General features: G+C 33.4%; 24 protein-coding genes. 22 read left to right on the top strand and 2 right to left on the bottom strand.

Annotated features, from left to right (window positions below):
• The first annotated feature begins 118 nt into the window (after positions 1 to 118).
• From EKH84_RS21140 to EKH84_RS21105, 8 genes are all read left to right on the top strand, one after another.
• On the top strand, positions 119 to 973 hold the full coding sequence (locus EKH84_RS21140; RefSeq protein ID WP_127067836.1) for an energy-coupling factor transporter ATPase: 855 nt from the start codon (positions 119 to 121) through the stop codon (positions 971 to 973).
• The gene (locus EKH84_RS21135) at positions 958 to 1,824 is read left to right on the top strand and encodes an energy-coupling factor transporter ATPase (protein WP_013658474.1); all 867 of its coding nucleotides are present in this window, start codon (positions 958 to 960) and stop codon (positions 1,822 to 1,824) included. The genes EKH84_RS21140 and EKH84_RS21135 overlap by 16 nt, the downstream gene beginning before the upstream one ends.
• The gene (locus tag EKH84_RS21130; protein ID WP_127067835.1) at positions 1,817 to 2,608 is read left to right on the top strand and encodes an energy-coupling factor transporter transmembrane component T family protein; all 792 of its coding nucleotides are present in this window, start codon (positions 1,817 to 1,819) and stop codon (positions 2,606 to 2,608) included. Before EKH84_RS21135 ends, EKH84_RS21130 begins: the two co-directional genes overlap by 8 nt.
• A gap of 76 nt (positions 2,609 to 2,684) precedes the next feature.
• Complete coding sequence (gene truA, locus EKH84_RS21125) at positions 2,685 to 3,422, top strand: tRNA pseudouridine(38-40) synthase TruA (protein ID WP_127067834.1); 738 nt, start codon at positions 2,685 to 2,687, stop codon at positions 3,420 to 3,422.
• A gap of 452 nt (positions 3,423 to 3,874) precedes the next feature.
• Positions 3,875 to 4,306: a 50S ribosomal protein L13 gene (gene rplM, locus EKH84_RS21120; protein WP_013658471.1), complete on the top strand. Its 432-nt coding sequence runs from the start codon at positions 3,875 to 3,877 to the stop codon at positions 4,304 to 4,306.
• 23 nt (positions 4,307 to 4,329) lie between these two features.
• Positions 4,330 to 4,722 (top strand): 30S ribosomal protein S9, encoded by a 393-nt coding sequence (rpsI, locus tag EKH84_RS21115; RefSeq protein WP_013658470.1) that lies wholly within the window; start codon positions 4,330 to 4,332, stop codon positions 4,720 to 4,722.
• Between the two features lie 184 nt (positions 4,723 to 4,906).
• The gene (locus tag EKH84_RS21110; RefSeq protein ID WP_190283423.1) at positions 4,907 to 6,271 is read left to right on the top strand and encodes an LCP family protein; all 1,365 of its coding nucleotides are present in this window, start codon (positions 4,907 to 4,909) and stop codon (positions 6,269 to 6,271) included.
• A 268-nt stretch (positions 6,272 to 6,539) separates the two neighbouring features.
• Positions 6,540 to 6,971 (top strand): DedA family protein, encoded by a 432-nt coding sequence (locus EKH84_RS21105; RefSeq protein ID WP_243118687.1) that lies wholly within the window; start codon positions 6,540 to 6,542, stop codon positions 6,969 to 6,971.
• A gap of 172 nt (positions 6,972 to 7,143) precedes the next feature.
• Here EKH84_RS21105 and ymfI read toward each other — a convergent pair whose 3' ends face one another.
• On the bottom strand, positions 7,144 to 7,896 hold the full coding sequence (gene ymfI, locus EKH84_RS21100; RefSeq protein ID WP_408610333.1) for an elongation factor P 5-aminopentanone reductase: 753 nt from the start codon (positions 7,894 to 7,896) through the stop codon (positions 7,144 to 7,146).
• Positions 7,877 to 8,746, bottom strand: a complete 870-nt coding sequence (locus EKH84_RS21095) for a deoxyribonuclease IV (RefSeq protein WP_127067831.1) — start codon at positions 8,744 to 8,746, stop codon at positions 7,877 to 7,879. The genes ymfI and EKH84_RS21095 overlap by 20 nt, the downstream gene beginning before the upstream one ends.
• Positions 8,747 to 9,041: 295 nt before the next feature.
• Between EKH84_RS21095 and EKH84_RS21090 the strand changes: the two genes are divergently transcribed.
• From EKH84_RS21090 to EKH84_RS21025, 14 genes are all read left to right on the top strand, one after another.
• Positions 9,042 to 10,307 (top strand): LCP family protein, encoded by a 1,266-nt coding sequence (locus EKH84_RS21090; RefSeq protein WP_013658465.1) that lies wholly within the window; start codon positions 9,042 to 9,044, stop codon positions 10,305 to 10,307.
• 11 nt (positions 10,308 to 10,318) lie between these two features.
• On the top strand, positions 10,319 to 13,147 hold the full coding sequence (locus EKH84_RS21085; protein WP_127067830.1) for a phosphodiester glycosidase family protein: 2,829 nt from the start codon (positions 10,319 to 10,321) through the stop codon (positions 13,145 to 13,147).
• A gap of 27 nt (positions 13,148 to 13,174) precedes the next feature.
• On the top strand, positions 13,175 to 13,681 hold the full coding sequence (locus EKH84_RS21080; RefSeq protein ID WP_127067829.1) for a hypothetical protein: 507 nt from the start codon (positions 13,175 to 13,177) through the stop codon (positions 13,679 to 13,681).
• A gap of 27 nt (positions 13,682 to 13,708) precedes the next feature.
• Entirely contained in the window at positions 13,709 to 15,634 is a 1,926-nt protein-coding gene (locus EKH84_RS21075; RefSeq protein ID WP_127067828.1) for a DUF5693 family protein, read from the top strand.
• Positions 15,613 to 16,719 carry a polysaccharide pyruvyl transferase CsaB gene (gene csaB / locus EKH84_RS21070; protein WP_127067827.1) on the top strand — a complete coding sequence of 369 codons (1,107 nt, stop codon included), beginning with the start codon at positions 15,613 to 15,615 and terminating at the stop codon, positions 16,717 to 16,719. Before EKH84_RS21075 ends, csaB begins: the two co-directional genes overlap by 22 nt.
• 258 nt (positions 16,720 to 16,977) lie before the next feature.
• The gene (locus EKH84_RS21065; RefSeq protein WP_127067826.1) at positions 16,978 to 17,712 is read left to right on the top strand and encodes a WecB/TagA/CpsF family glycosyltransferase; all 735 of its coding nucleotides are present in this window, start codon (positions 16,978 to 16,980) and stop codon (positions 17,710 to 17,712) included.
• Positions 17,713 to 18,015: 303 nt separating this feature from the next.
• On the top strand, positions 18,016 to 19,134 hold the full coding sequence (locus EKH84_RS21060; RefSeq protein WP_041713080.1) for an ABC transporter ATP-binding protein: 1,119 nt from the start codon (positions 18,016 to 18,018) through the stop codon (positions 19,132 to 19,134).
• A 191-nt stretch (positions 19,135 to 19,325) separates the two neighbouring features.
• Complete coding sequence (locus EKH84_RS21055) at positions 19,326 to 20,423, top strand: PucR family transcriptional regulator (RefSeq protein ID WP_013658458.1); 1,098 nt, start codon at positions 19,326 to 19,328, stop codon at positions 20,421 to 20,423.
• A 16-nt stretch (positions 20,424 to 20,439) separates the two neighbouring features.
• Entirely contained in the window at positions 20,440 to 21,147 is a 708-nt protein-coding gene (ftsE, locus tag EKH84_RS21050; protein WP_013658457.1) for a cell division ATP-binding protein FtsE, read from the top strand.
• On the top strand, positions 21,116 to 22,009 hold the full coding sequence (ftsX, locus tag EKH84_RS21045; RefSeq protein WP_190283422.1) for a permease-like cell division protein FtsX: 894 nt from the start codon (positions 21,116 to 21,118) through the stop codon (positions 22,007 to 22,009). The genes ftsE and ftsX overlap by 32 nt, the downstream gene beginning before the upstream one ends.
• A gap of 12 nt (positions 22,010 to 22,021) precedes the next feature.
• Positions 22,022 to 23,164: a murein hydrolase activator EnvC family protein gene (locus tag EKH84_RS21040; RefSeq protein WP_013658455.1), complete on the top strand. Its 1,143-nt coding sequence runs from the start codon at positions 22,022 to 22,024 to the stop codon at positions 23,162 to 23,164.
• A 68-nt stretch (positions 23,165 to 23,232) separates the two neighbouring features.
• Positions 23,233 to 24,405 (top strand): S41 family peptidase, encoded by a 1,173-nt coding sequence (locus EKH84_RS21035; protein WP_127067824.1) that lies wholly within the window; start codon positions 23,233 to 23,235, stop codon positions 24,403 to 24,405.
• A gap of 129 nt (positions 24,406 to 24,534) precedes the next feature.
• On the top strand, positions 24,535 to 25,698 hold the full coding sequence (locus EKH84_RS21030) for a S41 family peptidase (RefSeq protein ID WP_127067823.1): 1,164 nt from the start codon (positions 24,535 to 24,537) through the stop codon (positions 25,696 to 25,698).
• Positions 25,699 to 25,709: 11 nt separating this feature from the next.
• Entirely contained in the window at positions 25,710 to 26,633 is a 924-nt protein-coding gene (locus tag EKH84_RS21025) for a hypothetical protein (RefSeq protein ID WP_127067822.1), read from the top strand.
• The last annotated feature ends 35 nt before the right edge of the window (positions 26,634 to 26,668 follow it).

Raw genomic sequence — 26,668 nt, 5'->3', positions numbered from 1 at the left:
ATGAATAGTGAATAATAATAATGAAAAGTTATTTATATTACGAAGCATTTACTCTAGATTCGTGCTTGGATGATTTAATTTAAGTATTAATAAGTATATATAATTAAGAGGTGTAACTATGCAGAACATTATTGAAGCTAAAAACCTTGTTTTTGAGTATTATAATTATGATGATGATGGACAAGTAAAAGATACCGTAACAGCGTTAAATCACATTAGTGTAGAGGTAAAAGAGGGAGAATTCCTAGTCATTCTTGGTCATAATGGCTCAGGTAAATCTACCTTTGCTAAGCATTTAAATAGTATTTTAACGCCTAAAGAAGGAACTTTAATAGTTAGTGGTATCGATGCTACAGATAAAAAGAATACGTGGGATATTCGAAAACAAGTTGGAATGGTATTTCAAAACCCCGATAATCAAATTGTAGCTACCATTATAGAAGAAGATGTAGCGTTTGGTCCAGAGAATTTGGGAATAGAACCAAGCGAAATTAGAAAACGTGTAGATGATGCTTTAGAGACGGTTGGGATGAGCGATTACAAAAAAGGTTCACCTAATCAACTTTCAGGGGGGCAAAAACAGCGTATAGCAATAGCAGGTGTTATAGCTATGAAGCCTAAATGCATTGTATTTGATGAATCTACCGCTATGCTTGATCCTATTGGTAGAAGACAAGTTATGAGTACCATGCAAAAATTAAACAAAGAATATGGGATTACAATTATTCATATTACCCACTATATGCAAGAAGCAATACTTGCAGACCGTATTATAGTAATGGATAAGGGAAAAGTTGTTTTAGAAGGAACTCCAAAAGAAGTTTTTAAAGAAGTAAAAAGAATCAAAGATATAGGTTTAGATGTGCCAGATACAACTTATCTCGTATACTTATTAAATCAAGAAGGATTTGATTTACCTATAGATTTACTAACAGTAGAAGAGGTGACAGACGCAATATGTCAATTAAAATAGATCATTTAACACATATATATAATGAAGGAACGCCTTTTCAAAAGGTAGCATTAGAAGATATTAATATGAGTATAGAAAAAGGTGAGTTTGTAGGTATTATAGGCCATACTGGCTCAGGCAAAAGCACTCTTATTCAAATGTTTAACGGACTTTTAAAACCAACAAAAGGTGAGGTCTATGTTAATCAGCAGAACATCCATGGCGAGAAGATTAATAAAAAAGAAATGAGACAAAGGGTGGGTTTGGTTTTTCAATACCCTGAGTATCAGCTTTTTGAGATGACGGTGAAAGATGATGTAGCTTTTGGACCAAAGAATATGGGGTTAACTAAAGAAGAAATAGACAAGCAAGTGAAATTTGGGTTAGATGCAGTTGGTCTAGATGAATCTTACTATGAAAAGTCGCCTTTTGAGCTTTCTGGAGGACAAAAAAGAAGAGTGGCTATTGCTGGTGTCTTAGCAATGAACCCAGAAATACTTATCTTAGATGAGCCTACAGCAGGATTAGATCCAAAAGGTAGAAATGAATTATTCGAACAGTTAAAAAAGATGCACCAGGAACTAGGGCTTACCATTGTACTTATTTCACATAGTATGGAGGATGTGGCGAAGTACGTAGAAAAGTTATTTGTACTTTATAAGGGAAGAATTGCTTATACAGGTTCACCAAGAGAGGTTTTTGCTCATGGTAAGGAGCTAGAAAAGATTGGACTTGCTATGCCTCAGATTAAATACATTATGGAAGACTTAAAACAAAAAGGAATGGATATAGATACCGATGTATTAACAGTAGAAGAGGCAGCAGCTAAAATTATAGCGTATTTAAAGGAGAAAGGAGAACAACATGATTAGAGACATTACTATAGGACAATATTATCCTTCAGGTTCTCCAGTTCATAAATTAGATCCAAGAACAAAAATCCTTATTACCTTTGCCTATATTATAGGATTGTTTTTTATTAATTACTTTATTGGATATGCTTTTGTTGCATTATGTTTTTACGGCGCTGTTAGAGTAAGTAAGGTGCCACTTAAATATATGCTAAAAGGGTTAAAGAGTATTATGTTTATTTTATTATTTACAGTGATACTCAATATGTTTTTTACTTCTACAGGTAATGAAATATTTAAGTGGTGGATTTTTAGAATTACTGACGATGGATTAGTATTAGCAGCTAAAATGGGAATTAGACTAGTATTATTAATTGTAGGTTCATCTCTTTTGACTTTGACAACATCACCTATTGAGCTAACTGATGGCATAGAGAATCTATTAAATCCTTTTAGAAGGATTGGAGTGCCTGCTCATGAGATAGCCATGATGATGAGTATTTCTCTTCGCTTTATCCCTATCTTATTAGAAGAAACGGATAAAATAATGAAAGCACAAACAGCTAGAGGTGCTGATTTTGAAAGTGGCAATATCGTGCAGAGAGCTAAGGCAATGGTGCCTATTATGGTACCCCTATTCATTTCAGCATTTAGACGTGCAGATGAATTAGCTATGGCTATGGAAGCACGTTGTTATCGTGGAGGAGTAGGTAGAACCAGGTTAAATAGCTTGAAGTACACAAAGAAGGATTTAATAGCATTTTTATTTGCAACAGCGTTTATAATAGGGTGTATTTTATTATAAATTATTCTTTGTTGTAATTCCAATTATGTAGCTATAAATAATAAAGAATTGTGTATCATAGGAGGAAGTATGAGGGATGAAGAGATTTAAATTAATCGTGGCATATGATGGGACTAACTATAATGGATTTGCAAAGCAGCCAAATGCCACTACGATTCAAGGGACTTTAGATGTTGCTATTGCTAAAATTGTGCAGCATGAAGTACGTACACTAGGAGCGGGAAGAACAGATAGAGGGGTACATGCCTTTGCTCAATGCTGCGTATTTGATTCAGATACGAAAATACCAGCAGATAGATTAGCTAAAGCTATTAATAGTCAGTTACCAGCCGATATTTCAGTAAAATCGGTAGAAGAAGTAAGTGAAGATTTTCATCCACGTTTTGGAGCTAAGAGAAAAACTTATCGTTATCAGATTTTAAATGCAAAAATAAGAGATCCATTTTTATATAAGTATGCACTTTTATATCCATATGAATTAGATATAGAGCGTATGCAAGAGGCTGCTAATGAGATGATAGGAGAGCATGATTTCGCATGTTTTTGTGCAGCAGGAAGCACAGTTAAAGATACTGTACGTATTATTTATTCTATAGATGTCAAAAAAGAAGGAGACCTTGTTTCTATTGATGTTTGTGGAAATGGATTTTTATATAATATGGTAAGAATTATTATTGGTACACTGTTAGATGTTAATGAAAATAAGATCACTAAAGATAGCATAAAAACAATTATAGAATCGAAGAATCGTGAATTAGCAGGCCCAACAGTACCACCTCAAGGATTAACGATGCTTAATATAGTGTACAATTAATAATGAAGAATAAAGAATTAAAAACAAATAGGAGGAATAAGAATTAATAAATAAGAATTAGAGATAAACAGTTAAAAACGAAAGATTAATGATAAATAATGAGGAAAAATAAACAAATTTTCATTATTAATTCTTAACTCTTAATTGCTATAAGTTATCCACAGAGACGTAATAGTATTTTGAAAAAAGAGTAGAAGTCTACAAGTTTATATACAGTAAGTAGAAAGGCATGATAATCTAAATATGAACTTAGGTCTATTTAGTGATTTTAAAACAAAAAAATATGTAGAAATAGTAAAAATAATCCACAGGAAAAAGCTTGACAGTTTATTTTGTAAATAATATAATATAGTTTGTGTTAATGAGACCACTTATAAAATCCAATAGCCCCGGATTTTATATGACAAATAGAAATTAACCTAGTTTTATAAGATCCAAAGGAGGTATATTCAATGAGAACAACATACATGGCAAATGCCCAAAACGTTGAAAAGCAATGGTATGTTATTGACGCAGAAGGTCAAACAGTAGGTAGACTTTCTAGCCAAATTGCAACAGTATTAAGAGGTAAAAACAAACCAACTTACACACCACACGTAGATTGTGGAGATCACGTAATTGTTATTAACGCAGATAAAGTAGTATTTACAGGTAAAAAATTAGATCAAAAATTATATAGAAGACATACAGGATACGCTGGTGGTTTAAAAGAAACTACAGCTCGTGAAATGATGGATACTCATCCTGAAAGAGTTATCATGAACGCTGTTAAAGGGATGCTTCCAAAAAACAGCTTAGGAAGAAAAATGCTTACTAACCTTCGTGTATATGCTGGAACAGAGCACAACCACGAAGCACAAAAACCAGTAGAGTTAAAATTCTAATCACTCGGGAGGAGGAAAATTAAATGGCAGCAGTTAGATATTACGGAACAGGTAGACGTAAAAGCTCAGTAGCTAGAGTATACCTTGTACCTGGAACAGGTAAAATTACAATCAATAAAAGAGATATCGAAGAATACTTCGGTTTAGAAACTTTAAAAGTTATCACTCGTCAACCATTAACATTAACAGATACATTAAGCAAATTTGATGTACTTGTAAACGTATATGGTGGTGGAACAACAGGACAAGCTGGAGCAATCCGTCACGGAATTAGCCGTGCATTACTTCAAGCTGACGCTGATTTCCGTCCAGCTCTTAAAAAAGCAGGTTTCTTAACAAGAGATCCAAGAATGAAAGAAAGAAAAAAATACGGTCTCAAAGCAGCGAGACGTGCACCTCAATTCTCAAAACGTTAATTGGGAAGATGTCCAAATTTGGACTATACAAAAGCCAATCCAATGGATTGGCTTTTTTTACATAAAGTTCTAACATTCCACATTACAATTTAATTACAAATGTATACATCGTTTATTTTATCAAACTAAATATATTATAATGATAAGAAATAGGGCATATGTATACTTAGGGGGATTATTTTTTATGGATCAGAATAAGAAAGGGCTTACTAAAAATCAGCAAAAGAAGCTCTTAAAGACATTTGGGATATCAGCAGGTATCACCTTGGCAGTATGCTTGGTAGCTATCATAGGTGTTGTTATTGCTTATAATAAGATTATTTTACAAAAGCCTGCTAGCACTTTTCAAAATGAGGAATTGAGTGAAGAGGAACAACAAAAAGAAGATGATAGAAAAGGACGCGGCGAAATAAATAAAACAATCGCTGTGTTTGGTGTGGATAAAGATGAAACACGTACAGATGTTATTATTGTAGTTAATTTTAATAGTATAACTAATAAGGTAAAAGTCATCAATATTCCACGTGATACAAAGGTTATATGGACAGAGAGGCAACGCAGTAAGTTAAAGCAGTTAGTTGGCTATGAATGGGACATAAGTAAACTTAACGAAATGTCTGCTTATGCAGATATTAAGAATAATCCAGGTAATATTAGAGACATTACTATTAACGAAATTGAAAACATTTTAACTGTCCCTATTGATAATTACGTTATTGTTAATATAGAAGCTTTTAATAAGATTGTAGATGCTATTGATGGAGTAGAGGTAGACGTACCACAAAGAATGTACTATAATGATAATTCTCAAGATTTACATATTGATTTACAACCGGGACTTCAAACGGTATATGGTAAGGATGCAGAAGGCCTTGTAAGATACCGATATGGCTATGCAGAAGGTGATGTGGGACGTATTAAGACGCAACAAATCTTCTTACAAGCTTTTGCTAAGAAAGTTATGAGTCCTGCTATAATGAATAACTTGCCATCTATTATTACTAGCTTATTTACTTACGTTAAAACAGATGTATCATTAACAGAAATATTTAGCTATTTATCTTTACTAAAGGAATTTGATTTAAACAATTTGGAATTCCATACGTTACCTGGAGAAGGTGCAAGCTATGAAGGGCCAGCTTACTTCTATATTGATCAAGAACAATTAGATGATTTAGTAAAAGATGTCTTTTATGATACGACGATTGCAGGAGAAGAGCCTACAAGCAGTCCTGAAGCTACAGAAGATAGTGATAGTACAGAAATTATTATAGATCAAGATGTATCTATAGAAGTTTATAATGCTACAGGAGTAAGAGGATTAGCTGGAACTTTAAAGGATACTTTAAAGAAAAAGGGCTATAATGTAGCGCGTATTGATAACTATAGTGACGGTGATATTGAAGAAAGTACTATTTATGCCAAAGATAAAACAAAAGCAAACCAATTTTTAGAGTACTTAGAAGACGCAACTATTGTGGAAGATAGTTCCTTAGAAAGTGATATTAAAATAGTAATAGGTAAAAATTCAGCTAGTGCACTACAGTAGAACAAAGGGGCTCCTAAAGGGCCCCTTTTAAAATACCTTTGAGGGTGGAGCGTAGAGTATTACCTTGCGAACTATCCAATATTTTAGTATGCTTATTATAAGTGTTTTTTGAAACGAAAATTTCAAACTTAACTTAAAGACAGCTTACAATATGGAATAAGCATAGAAGAGATGACAGAACGATTAGCAGCTAGGAGGAGACATCATTACATCACAAGAAATAGTAGGATATTTTAATCAATATGGATTATTGTTAGTTTTGGCTATTATGTATTTAGAAGGATTAAATCTGACAGGTATTCCGGCCATTGTATTATTACCAGCCATTGGTTTATTTGTGCATTATAGTACACATAGTTTTATGACCATATTAGGGATAACTATTTTAGGAAGTATGTTAGGAAATATCACTTATTATGTAGTAGTACGTTATATAGGACCAAAGATTTATAATTACTTTTACAACAAGTTTAAAGGGATTCGAAAATCTTTAGAGAAGGCGCAGAAGATAAGTAAGCAACATGGAAGTAAAGTATGTCTTATTGGACGCATCATACCAGGAGTAAGAACTGTAGTTAGTTTATTAGCTGGGACTTTTGAGATTCAAGCAAGAGACTTTATAGTATACTCATTTATAGGAGTTAGCATTTGGAATCTCCTATTTATTTTAGTAGGCTATTTGGTAGGTACTGCATTATAAATTATAATAATATAAAAGAGCCGCTTAAATAATTCTTTAATACAAGATATAGTCTAGCAATTAACTTGTCAGATCTATTACTGTGTATTTCATAGGAGTATAGAAGCAGCTCTTTTATATTATTGAAATGTTGATTTTTAGTAACTAGAAAATAGCATGTCTAAAGTTTTGATTATAACAATCCACCATCTAAAGTAATGATTTGCCCAGTTACATAAGAAGCTAGAGGAGAAGCTAAATATAAACAAGTATTAGCTACATCCTGAGGTGAACCTGTTTTACATAAAGGAATTTCATCTACAAATGCGGATTTTTCCTCTTCAGTGTAGCAACTGGTCATATCAGTATCTATCCAACCGCAAGCGATACCATTTACCCTGATATGAGACGGCCCAAGCTCTTTGGCTAAAGCTTTGGTAAAGCCATTAAGAGCGGCTTTACTAGTTGAATAAGCCACTTCACAAGAAGCACCAACCATCCCCCAGATAGATGAGATATTAATAATAATACCACCTTCACGTTGGAGCATTGAAGGAATTGTTAGATAACTACAGTGATAAGCAGAATTTAAGTTTGTTGTCAAAATTTTATTCCACATTTCAGGAGTGGTATCTGTGAATAACCCAACATGACTAATGCCAGCATTGTTGATAACTATTGAAGGAAGCTTGCCATAATGGCTTTTAATGGTATCCATCATAGAACTAGCTACGTTATAATCTGATAAATCTCCAAAGTAAGCATAGACTTTAAAGCCTTTATTTAAAAAGGATTCATAAGTTTCTTTTAAACGTGCTTCATTAGTAGCGCCATTTAAAATAACAGTGGCACCTTTTTCGGCAAAAGCAAAAGCAATAGCCTTGCCAATGCCACGGGAAGAACCTGTAACAAGAACAAGCTCATGACTAAAGTTCAATTTGATCACCTCTTAAGAAAGCAATTTCTTCTTTATATAAGTTTGTTTTTTTATCTAACCAAGGTGTCTCTAAAATAATAGGTTTACCAACTGCTACAGGATGGTGTACAACATGATAGAGTGCAGCTTTACCTATAAAGTCTTTCCCCTTTGGATTATCTTCAGACGCACCCAAGTTAGCATGACGATCTTTTTTTGCACCACAAGGATTAAGAGAGCCATTGAGATGAAATACTTTAAGCCTATCTAGACCGATAATACGATCAAACTCAGCAAACACTTCATCTAAGTTATTAATAATATCATAACCACTATCGTGAACATGACAAGTATCGAAACAGATGCCAATTTTATGTTTTAATTCAACTCGGTCAATAATATCACGTAGTTCCTCAAAAGAACGACCGATTTCCTTTCCTTTTCCAGCCATAGTTTCTAAACAAATAAGAGGCTTAGTCTCTTCGGTGAGGACTTCATTAAGACCAGCAGCAATACGCTGGGCACCATATTCATAGGTTTTATCTGTAAAAGAACCCGGATGAAGTACTAAGTAGTTAGAACCAATGGCTGTAGTACGTTCAATTTCTAGAGCAAGACACTCTTTAGCTAACTTATAGATTGCATCCTTATAAGAAGCTAAGTTAATAATATAAGGTGCATGTACTACTAGGTCAGAAAGTCCATGAGCCTCCATAAAAGCACGCCCTTCTTTAATTTTTAAATTTTCAATAGGAGAACGTTTTGTATTTTGAGGTGCACCAGTATAAATCATAAAGGTATTTGCACCATAAGAATAAGCTTCTTTAGCGGCACCAATTAAGCCACCACTAATAGAAACATGAGAACCAATTTTAAGCATTTTTATAATCCTTTCTGAATGAAAAATATGATATATGTTATTCTTCCAATTTAAATCTAACAAATAAATGACAGATATTAAATTTATATAAAATTACCGTATTATAATAGACATCTCAGCTATATTTTACTACAATATAGGAAGTGTTAGCAGAAATTATACTATAAATATGATTTTAGGGAAACTATATATTATAGAATAACCGAAAAATGCTAAGCATATCTAGTAAGAATGCATATCTTGTGACAAATATTTTTGAGCATGACAGAATATATAAGCACCATAGGAGAAAATGATGAGTGAGAAGAAAAAATTAAAGAAAAAACAGAAAAAAGCATTGGGTCGAATTTTTTTTAGGGTGATGGTTATTACCTTTATTATAGCTGCTCTTGTAATAGGAGGGCTTATTTTTGCCTATAATCACTTTTTATATAAAGGAAATCCTTTCAATGGAAGCAATAAAGAACCAGACCCTATCAACAAAACATTAGCAGTATTTGGTGTAGATGAAGATGGATACCGTACAGATGTTATTTTTGTTTTAAATTACAATAGTGAAACCGGTAAATCAAAAGTTATTTCTATTCCTCGTGACACAAAGGTTGAGTGGTCCCAGGAGCAACAAGAAAGAATGGAAGAATACAAAGGTTATTCTGTTAATGTTTCAAAAATTAATGAAATGACCAGCTATGCAGGTATTGAACACATTAGAGAATTTACTATAGATGAAATAGAGAATATGTTAGGTATCCAGATTGACAACTATGTCATTATTACTATTGATGCATTTAAACAAATTGTAGATGCTATTGGTGGAGTAGAGGTAGATGTACCTGTACTTGATGGTAATGGTCTTCATTATGATGATAATTATGCTGATTTACACATACATTTAGACCCAGGCCCACAATTATTAGATGGTGAGGCAGCAGAAGGTCTTGTAAGATTTAGAAAAGGTTACGCAGAAGGCGATGTAGGACGTATTAAAACACAACAGCTATTCTTAGAAGCATTTGCTAAAAAAGTAACAAGTCCTGGTATTATCACAAAGGTGCCAAACATTATTAATACTATTTTTAAAACAGTTACGACTGACATTAAATTAAGTGATATACCAAGTTATTTACCTTATTTAAAATCAATGGATTCAAGTAACTTAAGCTTTAATATTATTCCAGGTGAAGGTGCATATGAAGGCGGTAAATCTTATTATTTCCCTGATATGGAGGCTATGCCAGGATTTGTTGAAGGCGTATTTAATGATGATGAGACTAGTACAGAATCAAAAGTGATAGAAGATAAAAGTGTAAGTATAGAAATTCTAAATGCTACAGCTATCAGGGGAGCAGCTGCGGCAGCTCAGGAAAATTTAGAAGCAGTCGGTTATACCGTTAATATAATAGGTAATTCTACTTTAGAAGAACCAAGTACAACAGTTATTTATGCTAAAGAAGTGGAAAAAGCAAATCAATTTAAGAAGTATTATCCGAATGCGATTATTAAACAGAATCAAAATATGAACTATGATATACAGATTATATTAGGCAATGATATCCAGTAAGGGGGATTAAAATGAAAGGCATAAGAAAGAGATTAATAAGTTTTATGCTATTAGCAGGTATAGGTTGCAGTACAGCAGTATATGGGAGCATACTACATGAACAAAGAACGCAGCAAGTCATTACTAAAGGTGCTGTTCATATTAATGATAAGCTTCTAATGAGTGAAGGCTGGAGAAATATTAATATTTTAAAAATAGATTTGAATGATAGTAATGTATCGTTAAAGCCTATGGAATCTGCTACAGGAGTAGAAAGGCAAACCGTATTACAAATGGTTAATAATACAGGAGCCATAGCAGGGGTAAATGCGGATTATTTTGATATGAGTACAAGTAATACACCTAGTTTGGGAACCTATATTGAGGGTGGTGTATTAAAGCATGGTTATAATAGTAACTACTCTGAGTTAGGTGTTAATAAAAGCATGGCAACCTTTACTTTAGACACTAATAATACGCCTTCTATGGCGTATTATGGTGTATCTATTCGTATCAATGCCAATGGAAACTTTGTTGGCGGGGCAGCTACAAAGAATAATATTCCTAATACAATTACTAGACCGATTATTGTGGATTCTAGTTATTACAAAACAACTAATAATATTGTAACAAAGCATAAAAGTGTTTATACCATTGTAGTAGAAAATGATACAGTCATTTATTTAGCAAAAGCAGGAGAGAGTGTAACCATTCCTACAAATGGATATGTTATTTTAGTACCAGAAACCAGTGCTAACGAGTACTATACAAAAATGCCTATAGGAACAAGTGTAGATCTTCAAGAGTTCTTGTATGTTGACGATAATGTCATTACTGCCATTAATGAGTTAAAGCTAGGTATAGGTGGTAGCGGTATTATTATGAAAAATGGCATGGCGTATACAGGTTCAGCACATAAAGTAACACCTAATTCAGCAGTGGCACGTACTATTATTGCAACAACCAAAGGTAGCAATGAAATATTACTTATTACAATTGATGGGAAAGGTAGCTACACAGGGGTAACACATAACCAACTTGTAGAAATACTACAACGTTATAATGTAGACAATGCCATGTATTTAGATGGTGGTGGTTCAACTACTTTTGTTGCTAGAAACTTAGGAGAAAAAGAAGTTAAGTTGCAGAATAATCCATCTGATGGTAGTCAAAGAAAAGTTATTAATGGCTTAGGCGTTTTTAGTAACTCGGCGCCTGGAGAGATAAGCACCTTATACATAGAACCTACTTACAGCAGAACCTTTATAGGAGAGAATATTACCTTAAAATTAAAAGGTATTGATGAAAATAGTAATCCTGTAACGATAGATACCTCAAAAGTGAAGTTTTCTGTAGAAGGAGGAAGTGGGCAATTTAATGGAGCAACTTTTACACCTAGTAGTGAAGGTAAGTTAATGGTTATTGCTCAGTATAATGGTGCTCAAGCAGCAACGGAAATTAAAGTAAGTAGCGCTCCAGCAGGTTTACTAATAGAACCTAGCCTTGTACAATTAAATGAGAATAGCACAAAGACAGTTCAAGTTTATGGACTAGACAAAGAGGGATATAAAATTCCACTTAAAGCAGAAAATGTAAGTTGGACAAGTTCTAATACTAAGTTAGCAGCCACTAATAATACAATAGTATCTACTACCAATACACTTGGGAAACTTACAGCTAATTATAAAGGCATAACCAAGGAAATTGGTGTTATAGTGGGTAACACAGCTGTGCCATTAGAGTCCTTTGAAACTAATGGAGCTACTTGGGCAGGGGATACTTCTTCTGTTGTAGGTAAAGTAGAAATTTCTAAAGATGACAAATACCATGGTAACCAAGCACTAAAAATGACCTATACTTTTATGCCTAGCGCTAATAAACAAGTGGCTTATACTGTATTTAGTAATCCTATACAGATTCCAGAAGATGCAGCAAGTATTAATATGTGGTTAAAGGCAAAAAAACAAGGACATGTAGCCAAGATAGAAGTGGTAGATAAAGCGGGTAAGACCTTTTATCTGAAACTTGCTGACAGCCTTGATTTTGATGGATGGAAGTATGTAAGTGCCACTTTGCCACAGGAAATAAGCTTGCCAGCAAAGGTAACAAAGTTATACACTTATTCTAATAGTAATGCTACTAAGGTAACAACTACACTTTATATAGATCACGTCTCCATAACAAGAGGTTTTAGAGACACGCTAGGGATAGCAACAAGAAATGATACTAGTGCGGATCCTTTTTATAAACCTACACTGCAACAAGCTATACAAAATCAATACATCATTAATGCAGTAGGGCCAACAAAGGTATCTAGCATGATGCTAGGGAAAGATACATTAGCTAGTATAAGTAAGCAGTTATCAGAGGGAGCAGGTGCAGTACTATTAGCTTCTAATAGTAATAGTGAGCTATCACTTGGGGCGCCAAACTATGTTTACAAAAATACATATGAAGCTATTGATTATAACAATACGAAAATGATTATGTTAGGAACAGGTAATGGAGGGCTCAGAACAACACAAGAGCAAGCATGGATTTACTTGAAACAGTCTTTAGATAAGACCAATGCAAAACATATTATTTTAGTGATGAGCAAAAATCCACTTACTCAGTTCAATGATGCATTAGAAGGACAAGCATTACATGAGTATTTGAAGACCTATAAAGAAAGCACAGGAAGAAATATATTTGTCGTTACTACTGGTGGTAGTGAAAACGAAGTCCGTATAGAAGATGGCATCAGATACATAAGAACACATGGTATGAATGTTACTACTGATAACTATAAAGAAGGTACTTTCCTTAAGTTCAAAATAGACGGAGACAAAATTTATTACACCTTTGAGAAATTTAAATAAATATTACTAACTAAGAGGAGGTATACTATGAATAAAAAATTAAAACTTACACTAGGCTTACTCATGATAGGGGCAACAACACTTTACGCAGCTGATGGGTTAATAGGAACAGAACAAGACCCACTAGTGACAAAGAGCTATGTAGACCAAAAAATTTCACAAATAACAGGGGGTACTAGTAATACTGTTTTAGCTAACCAATTAAAAGAACAAGAGCAGCTCATCTTAACATTAAGAGATGAAATCGCAGAGTTAAAACAAAGCGGAAGTAGCACTTATGAGATTGTAGTTGTACCAGAAGGAAAAATCATATTTGGTAAACAAGGCTCTGAAATGATTATTAGAGCTGGTGAAGGGAAAATAGTTGCTTCAAGCGTAGGTGGTGTTCAAGATATTACAGAGGGTAAAGATTTAAGTGGGGATACTGTAGCACCTAAAAACAATTTATTACTTATTCCAAGAGAAGATGGAAGAGGCTTAATGGCAACAAAACAGCTTACAGTAATGGTGAGAGGTGGCTATATATTAAACTAATGATTTATACAGCCAATGGAGGAAAAGATGAAAAAACAAGTTAAAATCCTAATTTATACCGTAATGGTCATCTCACTTATAGCTTGCTCATTTGTAGGAGTTAGAAGAATTCAAACTGAAGAAAGTTACAAGGGAGTAGAAGTAGCCATACGTTATAGCGATGTTCTTAGAATCGCTACTGAAACAGATAGATCACTAGAAGAAGTATTATTAAGGTTTAAAGAGCTAGGTGTGACTACTTTATTTGTAAGAGAAAATACAGTAGCCTCCCCAGTAGAAGCTGACCTTTATACGTATAGAGGCTTAGGTAAAATAAGTCTTTTAGAAGGCTATATATTAAAATTTTATTATCCTGACGTAGAAGGGGTTAAACCAGAATCACGTTACATTGTAACAGAGGATAAAGTAGTAGCAGAAAATATTTATGAAAGCTATGCAACAAAAGGGATTGAATTAGAGTATTTAGAGCAAGATGGCGTTTATTTTATTAGTATTGGTGAATTTGCAAATGAACTGACTAATACAGGTGTAGGCTTTGATGTAGACTCACTTAATCTTGCAGCAAGCTTAGGTTATACTATTTCTCCTCAGCTTAAAAGCTGGACTAATATTACACCAGAATCACTTGACTATGTGGTACAGGAAATAGAACGTATCAATGGTGTAGATACCATTTACTTTGCTGATACAGATGTACCAGGTGTAGATAATGAAGAAATGCAGAAACTTATACAAGATCATCAATTAGGATTTATAGAGTTTACAAGTAATAAACAAAAAGGGTTTGATACATTAGCTAAAAAAACGAGTGAAGAAGGTAAACACTATAAGGTGATTAGGCTTCATACAATAGGTGATACACAACTCTCTACCTTTACAGTACCACAGCTTATGGAGCGTTATGAACTAGCTCTTAGAGAAAGGAATATCCGTGCCTTTTTATTCAAGATGCCTACAACAGTTAATATTGAAGAAGATATTGATTACTTACAAGATGCTATATCAAGTTTTGTAAACTATACGACTTCTAAGGGCTATACTTTAACAGGAACAGTAGAAGATTATAATTTACCACCTATTCCTGTATTTGTAGCTATTTTAGCAGGCTTAGCAGCTATTATGATTTTTATATTATTACTAGCAGAGCTAGGTATGCTTAAAGTAGGCTATATTTTAGGGATCATAGGAATCATAGGCTATATTGGTTTACTCAAACTAAATGTTGTAATAGCTAGCCAGCTTATGGCACTCTTTGGGTCTATTATGTTCCCAATCTATGCTATGGTTAAAGGGTTAAAAGAAACACCTAGAAATATGAAAGAAACTATTTTAAGCTTCCTTAAAATAGGTGCGATTTCATTTGGAGGTGTACTTACTATTATAGGAACACTCTCAAGAACTAATTTTGCATTAGGAATTAATGTGTTTGCAGGTGTAAAAGTAGCAACAGTAGTACCAATTGTATTAGTTTTATTAATCCTTATTTTTAAGAAGCATCAATGGGACTTTAAATATTATAAGGGAGTTCTAGATAGAAAGATTAGCTATGGAGCCCTTATTCTTATAGCTTTACTAGGTGGTGTGCTCGCTATCTATATAACAAGAACAGGGAATAGCGGAACAGCTTCAGATTTAGAGTTACAATTTAGACAATTACTAGATAATATGCTTGGCGTTAGACCACGTACAAAGGAATTTTTAATTGCCTATCCTATTTTAATGTGTTTACTATATTACGGATACAAAGAAGCTTATATACCTTTTGTTATATTAGCTACTATAGGACCAGTTTCTTTAGTCAATACTTATGCACATATTCATACACCAATTCTTATTTCGTTATTAAGAAGTGCATATGGTATTATTTTAGGAATTATTTTAGGCCTTATTTTAATAGGGGTATTAAAATTATTAAGTAGGATGATGAAAAAATGGCAAATACAAACAAAATAGTATTATCAGGTTACTATGGCTTTGATAATATTGGAGATGAAGCAGTACTTTATTCCATTATAGCTATGCTGAAAAAAGAAATACCACAGGTACAAATTACTGTATTATCTAATAATCCAGAGAAAACTGCACGCTTATATCAGGTAGAAAGTATTAATCGATGGGATATGAAAAATGTAGCTAAGATTATTAAAGCATGTGATTTGCTCATTAGTGGTGGAGGCAGCTTGCTCCAAGATGTTACAAGTAGTAAAACCATTCCTTATTATTTAGCGATTGTTAAAATGGCACAATTTTATAAGAAAAAAGTAGTGTTTTATTCTCAGGGGATAGGACCCGTTAATAAAGGCTTTAGTAGATGGCTGATTAAAAAGGTAGTTAATAAGGTAGATGGTATCTTTGTCAGGGACCCAGCTTCCAAAGCTTTGTTAGAAGAAATAGGGGTTAAAAAACCAATAGGTGTAGCTATTGACCCTGTATTAGGTATTAGTTTGCCTAATGATATTAAGACAACTGAGAAAACCATAGGTATATATATTAGACCTTGGCAAAATGAAGATCAAAATCAAAAGCTTATTTCAGCTATGAAAGAGGGTCTGATTGAATTTATTAAAAAAGGCTATAAGCTTTGTCTTATTCCTATGCACTATGAACAAGATTTAGACATTGCTAAAGCTGTAGAAGCCTCACTTGCTATTGAAATGCGAAATGAAGGTATCGTGGGTGAAGATCAGATAAAGGTGATAGATAAGATGCTTTCTATTGAAGAGGTTCTTACTTACACAGCAGGATTTGAATTCATTATAGGGATGAGACTTCACAGTCTAATCATGGCAGCAGCAACTAAGGTACCTATGTTAGGTCTATCCTATGATCCTAAGGTAGATGCTTTCTTAAAAGAAGCTAGAGTACCTTATTGTTTAGATGTGAGTGAAGTGACGGAAGAAAGCTTTAAAACAAGCTTATTAGATTTAGAGAAAAATTTAACAGAGCAAAAGAAGCAATTAAAGATAAGCTATGAAGCTAACCTATCTCGTCTTTATTTGCCAATAGAGTGTATAAAGAAATTACTAAAGATAAACTAGAGATAAGCTAGAAAAATGGAATGGGGATTTTATATATGTTATGTCATATATAAAATCCCCAATTTGTTTATAATACTTGCATATCTATAAAGATATGAGTAATATAAACAGGAAAGCAATGAAGAATTAATAATGAAGAATTAGAAAAGAAAAATGAAAAATGAAAAATTAGATTGAAGTGTTAAAAAGAATAGTAAATAATGATGGATGAATAATAAACAATTAAGCATGAACAATGAAGAGTTGTGGAGGTAGAATATGATGAATACAATAGAGATTTTAGGTGTACCTATTTCGAATATAACAATGGATGGGGCAGTAGAGAAAGTAAGTGAATTCATGAAGTCAGATGGCCTTCATCCAGTATATACACCTAATCCGGAGATTGTTATGCTAGCCAAAGGAAACAAAGCGTTTTTAGAGGTTATAAAAAAAGCAGATTTAGTAGTACCAGATGGCATAGGGGTTGTTATTGCATCAAAGCTCCAAAAGGGAGAAAGACTTCCAGAACGTGTAGCAGGTTATGACTTAGTACAAAATACAATGAAAAGAGCTGTGAAGGAAGGCTACAAGTATTATTTCTTTGGAAGTAAGCCAGGGATTGCAGAAGAGGCTGCACAGAAGATGAGAGAAACTTATCCTGGTATTCAGATTGTTGGAACTAGAGATGGCTATTTTAAAAAAGAAGATGAACCAGCTATTATAGAGGATATTAATGCTTCAGGTGCTAATATTTTACTAGTGGCATTAGGGGCACCAAAGCAAGAAATGTGGATAGAGGAAAATAAGGAATTATTACCAAATGTGAGAGTAGCTATAGGTGTGGGTGGAAGCTTAGATGGTATGGCAGGTAGAGTAAAAAGAGCTCCTCTTGCTTTTCAAAAGCTAGGATTAGAATGGTTTTATCGATTGTTACAACAACCAACACGTTTTAAACGTATGCTTGTACTACCACTATTTTTGAAGGAAGTGGTATTTTATAGAAAATCTTAGTAAAAATACGTAGTATACGCTCAAAATGTATAAAAATCTTTGTTAATGTGACTTAAAATTACAGATTATAACAGTTGTTATGTAAATGTTTATAAAGAATACCCCAGTGAATTTGTTGATATTCATGGTGAAAGTAGGTTTATACCTCCTAATAATTAGGAGATGAGGGATATTTGGGACTATTAGCCAAAATGCTAGAATTGTTTTTATAAAAATAGTCAATAGCGAAACTAAAGAAAAGTATAGTATAGTAAAGTAAGTCCAATGACATATGAATTATCCAAACTTAAGGGGGAAATCAAAGTGGCAGGTTTAAAATTAAAAAACATCGAAAAACGTTACTCAAACGGCTTCGTAGCAGTTAAAGATTTCAATTTAGATATTGAAGATAAAGAATTCATCATCTTCGTAGGTCCATCAGGATGTGGTAAATCTACTACATTACGTATGATCGCTGGTCTTGAAGAAATTTCTTCAGGAGAATTATGGATTGGTGACAAACTTTGTAACGATGTTGCTCCAAAAGATCGTGACATCGCTATGGTATTCCAAAACTACGCTTTATACCCACACATGACTGTATATGATAACATGGCATTCGGTTTAAAACTTCGTAAAACTCCAAAAGAAGAAATCGACCGTCGTGTACGTGAAGCAGCTAAAATCCTTGATATCGACCAATGCTTAGATCGTAAACCAAAAGCATTATCAGGTGGACAACGTCAACGTGTTGCCATGGGTCGTGCTATCGTTCGTGAACCAAAAGTATTCCTTATGGACGAACCTTTATCAAACCTTGATGCTAAACTTCGTGTACAAATGAGAACAGAAATCTCTAAAATGCACCACAGATTACAAACAACATTCATCTACGTTACTCATGACCAAGTAGAAGCTATGACACTTGGTACAAGAATCGTAGTTCTTAAAGATGGTGTTATCCAACAAGTAGATTCTCCATCTAATCTTTATAGTAAACCACAAAACTTATTCGTAGCTGGATTCATTGGTTCACCACAAATGAACTTAATCGAAGCTAAAGCTGTTAAAAGAGGCGAAGACGTTGTGCTTACATTTGGTAGCGTAGAAATTAAACTTCCAAAAGAAAAAGCAGAAAAAGTAGTTGCAGGTGGTTACATAGGTAAAGATGTTATGATGGGTATTCGTCCAGAACACATCGCAGAACCATCAACACTTTTCGAAGAACAAAAAGCAGACTACATTGTTGCTTCAGCTACAGTTGAAGTAGTAGAAATGCTTGGTGCAGAAAAGAACTTCTACATGATCTGTGAAGGTAACAACATTACAGGACGTTTTGACACATCTTGCCAAGCTGGTCCAGATGATGAAGTTAAAATTGCGTTTGATGTAACTAAAGTTCATGTATTTGACTTAGAAAGCCAACAAACAATCACAAACTAATTTAGACTTAAGAAGCACTAAGATGTAACATCTTAGTGCTTTTATTTATTAATAAGAGAAATAGGTGGCATAATAACGGTTTTTGTGGATAAATAATAAAATATAACTTTTTTTTTACACCTAAATAGGATAGAATAGTATTAAAGATACTGGGAATATAAATTATTTAATAATTGGGAGTTGATAAATATATGATATCTAATCAAATTTTACAAAATACAATTGATGGCCTCAAGGGTATTACAAGAAGAGACTTTTGCGTATTAGATGCAGAATCTAAAATTGTAGTAACTACAGATGGAAAAAGTGCAGGAGAATATGTACCACAAGTAGAAGCTTTTATTAATTCACAGGCAGATAGCCAAGAAATGCAAGCATCACACTATTTTAAGATTTATGACGAATACTTAGTTGAATATGTTCTTTCTGTAAGTGGTGCAGATGATGAAGCGTATAAATTAGGTAAGCTAGCAGCTTTTCAAATTAAAAGCTTATTAGTTGCTTATAAAGAGCGTTTTGATAGAGATAACTTCATTAAAAATCTATTACTTGATAACTTATTATTAGTGGATATTTATACAAGGGCTAAAAAACTTCATATTAAAAATAATGTACAACGTATTGTTTATTTAATTGAATGTGAAGAGAAAAAAGATAGCAGTATGTCTGATATCTTAAGAAACATTTTCCCAGATAAAACAAAAGATTTTGTAACAGCAGTAGATGAAAAAAATATTATTTTAGTAAAAGAAGTTAATACTGATAATCCAGTAGAAATCGAAAATTATGCTAAGATGATTTATGATACTTTAAGTGCTGAAGCTATGAGCAAAGTATATGTAGCTGTTGGTGCTGTAGTAAGTGATCTTAAAGATGTCTCTAATTCTTATAAAGAAGCTAATATGGCTCTTGAAGTAGGTAAGATTTTTAACTGTGAAGGACACATTTCACATTACTCTAAATTAGGTATTGGAAGAATTATCTATCAATTGCCTTTATCTTTATGCAAGCTTTTCATTAAGGAAGTATTAAAAGATAAACGCGTAGATAGTTTTGATGAAGAAACATTAATGACTGTTAATAAGTTCTTTGAAAACAGCTTAAATGTATCTGAAACTTCAAGACAACTTTATATTCATAGAAATACCTTAGTTTATCGTTTAGATAAATTATTAAAAACAACAGGACTTGATTTACGTAAATTTGATGATGCTATTATTTTCAAAATTACAATTATGGTAAGTCAATATATGGACTATATGGAAAGACAAAGTCAAAATAGAATGTAGAAACAGGGGATTGTAAATGATTCAATTACAGGGTGTATCTAAAGTATATTCTAATGGGGCAGTTGGACTTAATAATGTCAGCTTAACAATTGAAAAGGGTGAATTTGTATTTATCACTGGAAACAGTGGTTCTGGTAAATCCACTTTTTTAAGGCTGCTTTTTAAAGAAATTGACCCTGATCATGGCAAAATTATTATCAACAACAAAGATATTTCTAAACTAAAGAGAAGACAGATTCCTTACTTACGAAGAGACCTAGGTATGGTATTTCAGGACTTTAGACTACTTCCTAATAAAACTGTTTATGAGAATGTAGCCTTTGCTATGCAGATTGTAGGTGCTACCTCTAGAGAAATTAGAAAAAATGTACCTATCGTATTAGGACTTGTAGGCCTTGCAAGAAAAGCACGCTGTTATCCTAATGAATTATCAGGGGGAGAGCAACAAAGAACAGCTTTAGCAAGAGCTATTGTTAATAATAATCCAATATTAATTGCAGATGAGCCTACAGGTAATTTAGATCCAGCGACTTCCTGGGAGATTATGAACTGTTTACAGGATATCAACCGAAGAGGAGTCACTATTATTATGGCTACTCACGAGAGAGAAATAGTTAACACTTTAAAGAAACGTGTGATAGAAATTTCTAATGGACAAATAAGCAAGGATGTGCATGAAGGAGGATATGACGATGAAGTGGAATACTCTCAAGTATTTATTTAAAGAGGGTATCGTAGGGCTATGGAGAAACAGGACAATGGCATTTGCTTCAGCAGGAACAATTGTACTATGTTTGCTTATATTGGGAATGTCCTATTCAGTTGGTACCAACATTGACTACATGATTGAACAAATAGAAAGTAAGTTTGGCATTACAGCTTATCTTGAAGAAGGCTTAAGTGATACAGCTATCCTAGGTCTTAAAAATAAAATAGAAGCAATGCCTAACGTAGCAGGTGTTTCCTATATTTCAAAGGACGATGCACTAAAGAACTTTAGCGAAGAAAATGAAGATGCAAGCTTGTTTGCTATGTTTAAGGAGGATAATCCTTTACCAGCTTCTTTTGAAATTACCGCTATAGATATTAAAAATCAAAGTGAATTGGTTAAAAAGGTTCAAGAATTAGAGGAAATTGATGAAGCAGTTTACCTTAAAAATGAAACAGAAGCCTTTATTAACATTAGAAATACTGTAAACTATGTGTGTTATGCTATTATCATATGTCTTATAGTAGTGGGTCTTCTACTTATGTCTAATACGATAAAGCTAACCGTTTATATTCGAAAAAGAGAAATCAATATTATGAAGTATGTAGGAGCAACAGATGGTTTTATTCGTGTCCCATTTCTGATTGAAGGGATGTTAGTAGGACTTATTGGTGCATTAGTAGCTATCCTTGCAGTAGCATCTGCCTATAATTGGGTTCAAGGAATGTCTCAAAGTGCAACCGGTATATTAGGTGAAATTGCATTAATGCCTACAGCAACTATTATGACTTCTTTAATTCCTATGTACTTAAGTCTAGGTATTGGAATAGGTCTTATCGGAAGTGCTTTTGCTATACATAAACACTTAAAAGTATAATCAGGAGGAACTATGAAAAAGCAAATTAGTATTTTATTAGCATTTACATTGCTACTGGTTCCTGTTTATGCAGATACTATTAATGATAAGAAGAATCAACTAAGCAGTGCCGAGCAGCATATCAAAGATAAAGAACAACTTCTTGAAGAGCGAAAACAGGAAAGAGCAGCTATTGAAGCGGAGATTAAAGAAGTTGATACGAAAATGGTTGCTATACAAGATAATATTAAAGAACTAGGTGATCAGTTAGAACAGAAAAAGCTTGAGATTGAAGAAAGCGAAAAAGAGCTAGAAGCTGCTAATATTAAAAAAGATGAACAATACGAGGCTACCAAAGCACGTATGGTCCAAATGTATAAGAATCAAAAAGTAGGATATATACAAGTTGTTTTTTCTTCTAATAGTTTTTGGGAAGCCATTAATCGTCTAGAATATATCAGACGTATATCAGAAAAGGATAATACGTTGCTAGATACCTATCAAGCTCAGATTGATTATATAGAGGTTCAAAAAGAAAAAATTGAATCCGAAAAATCTGATTTAGATTTACTTCAAAAGAAAGAAATTAGTAAAAAGAATGAATTAGAAGAAGCTAGAGCTGCAAAACAAGTAGCTATTGATAAGTTAGAAAGTGAAGAAGGTAAACTAGCAGGTGAAATTTCTAAGCTAGAAGAAATATCTGAGCAACTAGAAGAAGATATTAAAAAGCTTACAGAAGAAATGGAAGCAAAAAACAAGAATCAGATACCAACTCAATATACAGGAGGTACCTTTACTTGGCCAGTACCAGGGTACTACCGCATTAGTTCAGAATACAACCCTAGAACAAGTCCTATTTCAGGTAATTATGAATTCCATACAGGAATAGATATTCCAGCTGGTTATGGAGAGGATGTTGTAGCAGCAGGAGATGGCGTTGTTATTACAGCAGGTTGGATCAATGGATATGGCAATACTGTTATGATTAGTCATGGTAGTGGCATTGTAACCTTATATGGACATAATTCATCTGTAGTGGTAAGTCAGGGACAGACAGTAAGCAAAGGGCAAGTTGTTGCTAAGATCGGTAGCACTGGCTATTCTACAGGTAACCACTGTCACTTTGAAGTTCGTGTCAATGGTAGCCATACAAGTCCATGGCCATATTTAAACTAATGAGTATTAAATCGCCAGAGTTAGGTAAATAATAAATAAAAAGAGATAAATAAGGCAAGGAGACTACATTGAAACCAGCAAATTTATTAAAAAAAGTTATTCTTATTACAGCTAGCCTTGGCATGATTACACTAGTGGTAGGATGTAGTTCTAAAAGCAGTAGCGCCTATTATTCTACTAGCAAGCTGGAAATGATTAATAAATATTTATCAAGTGGCTATTTATATGATATTGATGAAATAAGCGAAGAAGAAATCACAGATAGTATCTACACTAGCTATGTAAGTGGCTTAGAAAATTCAGCTACATATTATCTTGGAACAGATGAATTTAAACAAGCTGAAGCTACTAGCCAAGGTAACTATTTAGGTGTAGGTTTAATGATGACTTGGGAAGCTGATGGTAGGTCTGTTTTAATTACAGATGTTATTCCTGAGTCACCAGCTGCCAAAGCCGGTCTTAAAGCTGGTGATCATATTATAGCTATTGATGGTATAGAAGTAGTGGGTGCTAATCAAAAAGAAGTACTTGATAAGCTAGCTTACACAGGAGAACAATCCATTTCATATAAGATAAAAAGAAGTGCAGATGAAAAAGAAGAAATAATTAATCTTACAGCAGCACTAGTTCCATTAGATGATTTAGAATATGAAATGATAAATCAAGTTGGCTATATTAAACTAGAAAGTATTAGAAATGGAACAAGTGAGCATCTTGATCAGGTAATCAAGGAATTTGAAGCTCAGAAGATAAAGGGTATTATACTTGATGTGAGAGAGCTTTATACCAATAATGTTGACGAAGTTAGTAAAATGTGCGACTTATTTTTAGATGAAGGGATTGCCTTTAAATTGAAACATGGTAAAAGTGACATACAGGGTTTCGAAATGTCATCAGGCAAATATGATCAAAAAGTTGTGTTATTAACAGACCGTTATACAAGAGGTGGAGCAGAAGCTTTTGTAAGTGCCATGCAGGATGTAGCTATTCAAATGGGAACAGATACTTATGGATTAGCTTATGTAAGCGAGTTAGTTGCTTTAGAAGATGGCAGTGGGCTTAATGTGGCCACTGGCGTATTATATGACAAGTTTGGCAAGCAGCTATCAGATAAAGGTATAGAACCAGATGAAATGGTATTTATGACTGAGCAGGAAAAAGTGGAATATATAGAAAAGGGAAGCATCAGTAAAGAAAATGATAGCTTACTTAAAAAAGCCTTAGAGCAATTCTCAAATTAAGAGAAGGGCTCTAAGTTTTTCTATTCTAATAAATACATTTTATGGGTGATATTTAGAAGGATAATACAGAGGAAAACAACATAAAATAATAGTAAGCGCATTTAATTTTATACTAAGGAGGTAGCATTGATGAAAAAGAAAACTATTTTTCGTGGTGCTGCTGTAAGTTTTTTACTCGTTACAATGGTCTTAGTTACTACAGCATTTGTAGATAAGTATCATTATGTGGATAAAAAATTGCAAGCAATAGAAGCAGTTTTAAAAGATTATTATGTGGGAGATATTGATGAACAAAAACTAGAGGAGGGCATCTATAAAGGTTTTGTTGCAGGTGTAGGTGATGCTTATACGAACTACTATACTTCTGATGAATATGCAAGCTTTAAAGAGAAATCTAGTGGTATGTATGCTGGAATAGGTATACAAATGACACTTCAAACCTATGATAATAGTATAGAAGTGACAGAGGTATTTGAGGGCTCACCTGCCGAGAAGGCTGGTATAAAACCAAAGGATAGAATTATTAAGGCAGCTGGTAAACGTGTTACTGGCGATGAATTTGAAATACTGCCAACCTTAGTAAAAGGAACACCGGGAACAACTGTTGATATTACTGTTTATAGACCTTCGGAAGAAAAAAATTATGATTTTACCATAGAAAGAGCTAGTGTGGCTTCTCCAACGGTTTATTTTAGAATGTTAGATAATGAAGTAGGCTATATTCAAATCAAACAATTTGAAGCAGTAACTTATGACCAGTTTAAGGTAGCACTAGATAAATTAAAGAAAGAAAAAGCAAAAGGACTAGTATTAGATTTAAGAGATAATCCAGGTGGTCTTTTAAACATTGTGGAACAAATAGCCGATGAATTAGTACCAGAAGGTATTATTGTATCTACCAAGGATAAACAAGGTAAAGGTAGCGAATATTACGCTGATAGTAAGTATACAGATATTCCTATGGTGGTACTCATTAACGGTAATAGTGCAAGTGCCTCAGAAGTATTAGCAGGTGCTTTAAAAGACTATAGTAGAGCAGAGCTAATAGGAACAACAACCTTTGGAAAAGGTGTTGTACAAACAATCATTCCTTTATCAGATGGCTCAGCTATTAAATTAACAACTTCTCAATATTTCACCCCTAGTGGTGTATGTATTCAAGGTATAGGAATTGCACCTGATTATGAAGTCAAATTAAGTACTGAAAAGATTTTAAAGGGTAGAGAATTAACAGATACAGAAGATGACCAATTACAAACTGCTATTAAGGTGGTTAAAGAAAAACTCAAGTAGTATTGTAGGAGGTGATTTTCATTAGGGAGAGTAAAGGAGAAGTAGTAATAGGTAGCGCAATAGGAATTTTATTAAGTGCAGGAATCATCTTAAAAAACTATGGTGAGCCTGTTTCCTGGGAACTTGTTATATTACTATTAATGAGCCTGATACTAGGCTTTATAGATAAAAAATTGACTTGTTTAGCTTATGTCACTGCCTTAGTATATTTAATGGACACAATATTGGTAGGATTTAAGTTAAAAGCAATGTATTTTACTTTACCTTATGAAAAGCTCATACTCATTGTTGGTGCCCTTCATATGCTTGAAGGATTACTAACGTATCTGTTCGGTGCAAGAGAGAATCAGTGTATTATTAATTACAAAAGAAACCAAATAACAGGAGGATATCAAGCTTATAGGAAGTGGTATATCCCCCTGTTTTTATTTACGATTAAGGGCTTTTATGTACCATTACTTTGTGTGCTAGTTTATGCTGATGAAACTTATACTATGAAACCTGAGGCTAAAGCTAAAAAGAGTGGTAAATGCATTTTTTTGTATGGGAGTATTATTCTACTGATTGGGCTATTAGTTTGTTTAAGAAAAGTACCTTTAGTATTAGGCATGATCATGATGCCAATTGCACATGAGTTATTATTTGTAATAAATGATTTCATGGAGCGAGGTCCCTATATGTATAGCTTACCTAAAAAGGGTGTTAGGGTTATTGAGATTAACAAGGAGCAGAAACAAAGAAACACTATTAAGCGTGGCGACGTGATTTTAAAGGTTAATGGTAAAGACATAATAGGGGAAGAGGAATATTATAAACAGCTTTTAGAAAAAAGGCTTGTTATGATGATAGAGGATTTAGAGGGAAATAAAAAAATACTTAGTTTTGATAAAGAGGAATATGAGAAACTCGAGATTATTATATTACCTAGGGAATAGGAAGATAAACAAAAAGGACGTACCATTTCTAAGAA

It is taken from the genome of Cellulosilyticum sp. WCF-2 (genome assembly GCF_003990395.1).
Lineage (GTDB): Bacteria > Bacillota > Clostridia > Lachnospirales > Cellulosilyticaceae > Cellulosilyticum > Cellulosilyticum lentocellum.
The sequence above is the reverse complement of the archived record's forward strand: the minus strand, read 5'-3'. Positions and strand labels throughout refer to the sequence as shown.

Coding starts and splice junctions, on each gene's coding strand:
- EKH84_RS21075 (WP_127067828.1), top strand. CDS start 13,709: ATGAAAAAACAAGTTAAAATCCTAATTTATACCGTAATGGTCATCTCA.
- ftsX (WP_190283422.1), top strand. CDS start 21,116: ATGAAGTGGAATACTCTCAAGTATTTATTTAAAGAGGGTATCGTAGGG.
- EKH84_RS21095 (WP_127067831.1), bottom strand. CDS start 8,746: ATGCTTAAAATTGGTTCTCATGTTTCTATTAGTGGTGGCTTAATTGGT.
- EKH84_RS21055 (WP_013658458.1), top strand. CDS start 19,326: ATGATATCTAATCAAATTTTACAAAATACAATTGATGGCCTCAAGGGT.
- EKH84_RS21085 (WP_127067830.1), top strand. CDS start 10,319: ATGAAAGGCATAAGAAAGAGATTAATAAGTTTTATGCTATTAGCAGGT.
- EKH84_RS21080 (WP_127067829.1), top strand. CDS start 13,175: ATGAATAAAAAATTAAAACTTACACTAGGCTTACTCATGATAGGGGCA.
- EKH84_RS21090 (WP_013658465.1), top strand. CDS start 9,042: ATGAGTGAGAAGAAAAAATTAAAGAAAAAACAGAAAAAAGCATTGGGT.
- EKH84_RS21135 (WP_013658474.1), top strand. CDS start 958: ATGTCAATTAAAATAGATCATTTAACACATATATATAATGAAGGAACG.
- EKH84_RS21140 (WP_127067836.1), top strand. CDS start 119: ATGCAGAACATTATTGAAGCTAAAAACCTTGTTTTTGAGTATTATAAT.
- EKH84_RS21030 (WP_127067823.1), top strand. CDS start 24,535: ATGAAAAAGAAAACTATTTTTCGTGGTGCTGCTGTAAGTTTTTTACTC.
- rpsI (WP_013658470.1), top strand. CDS start 4,330: ATGGCAGCAGTTAGATATTACGGAACAGGTAGACGTAAAAGCTCAGTA.
- EKH84_RS21065 (WP_127067826.1), top strand. CDS start 16,978: ATGATGAATACAATAGAGATTTTAGGTGTACCTATTTCGAATATAACA.
- csaB (WP_127067827.1), top strand. CDS start 15,613: ATGGCAAATACAAACAAAATAGTATTATCAGGTTACTATGGCTTTGAT.
- EKH84_RS21110 (WP_190283423.1), top strand. CDS start 4,907: ATGGATCAGAATAAGAAAGGGCTTACTAAAAATCAGCAAAAGAAGCTC.
- EKH84_RS21130 (WP_127067835.1), top strand. CDS start 1,817: ATGATTAGAGACATTACTATAGGACAATATTATCCTTCAGGTTCTCCA.
- EKH84_RS21105 (WP_243118687.1), top strand. CDS start 6,540: ATGTATTTAGAAGGATTAAATCTGACAGGTATTCCGGCCATTGTATTA.
- EKH84_RS21040 (WP_013658455.1), top strand. CDS start 22,022: ATGAAAAAGCAAATTAGTATTTTATTAGCATTTACATTGCTACTGGTT.
- rplM (WP_013658471.1), top strand. CDS start 3,875: ATGAGAACAACATACATGGCAAATGCCCAAAACGTTGAAAAGCAATGG.
- ftsE (WP_013658457.1), top strand. CDS start 20,440: ATGATTCAATTACAGGGTGTATCTAAAGTATATTCTAATGGGGCAGTT.
- truA (WP_127067834.1), top strand. CDS start 2,685: ATGAAGAGATTTAAATTAATCGTGGCATATGATGGGACTAACTATAAT.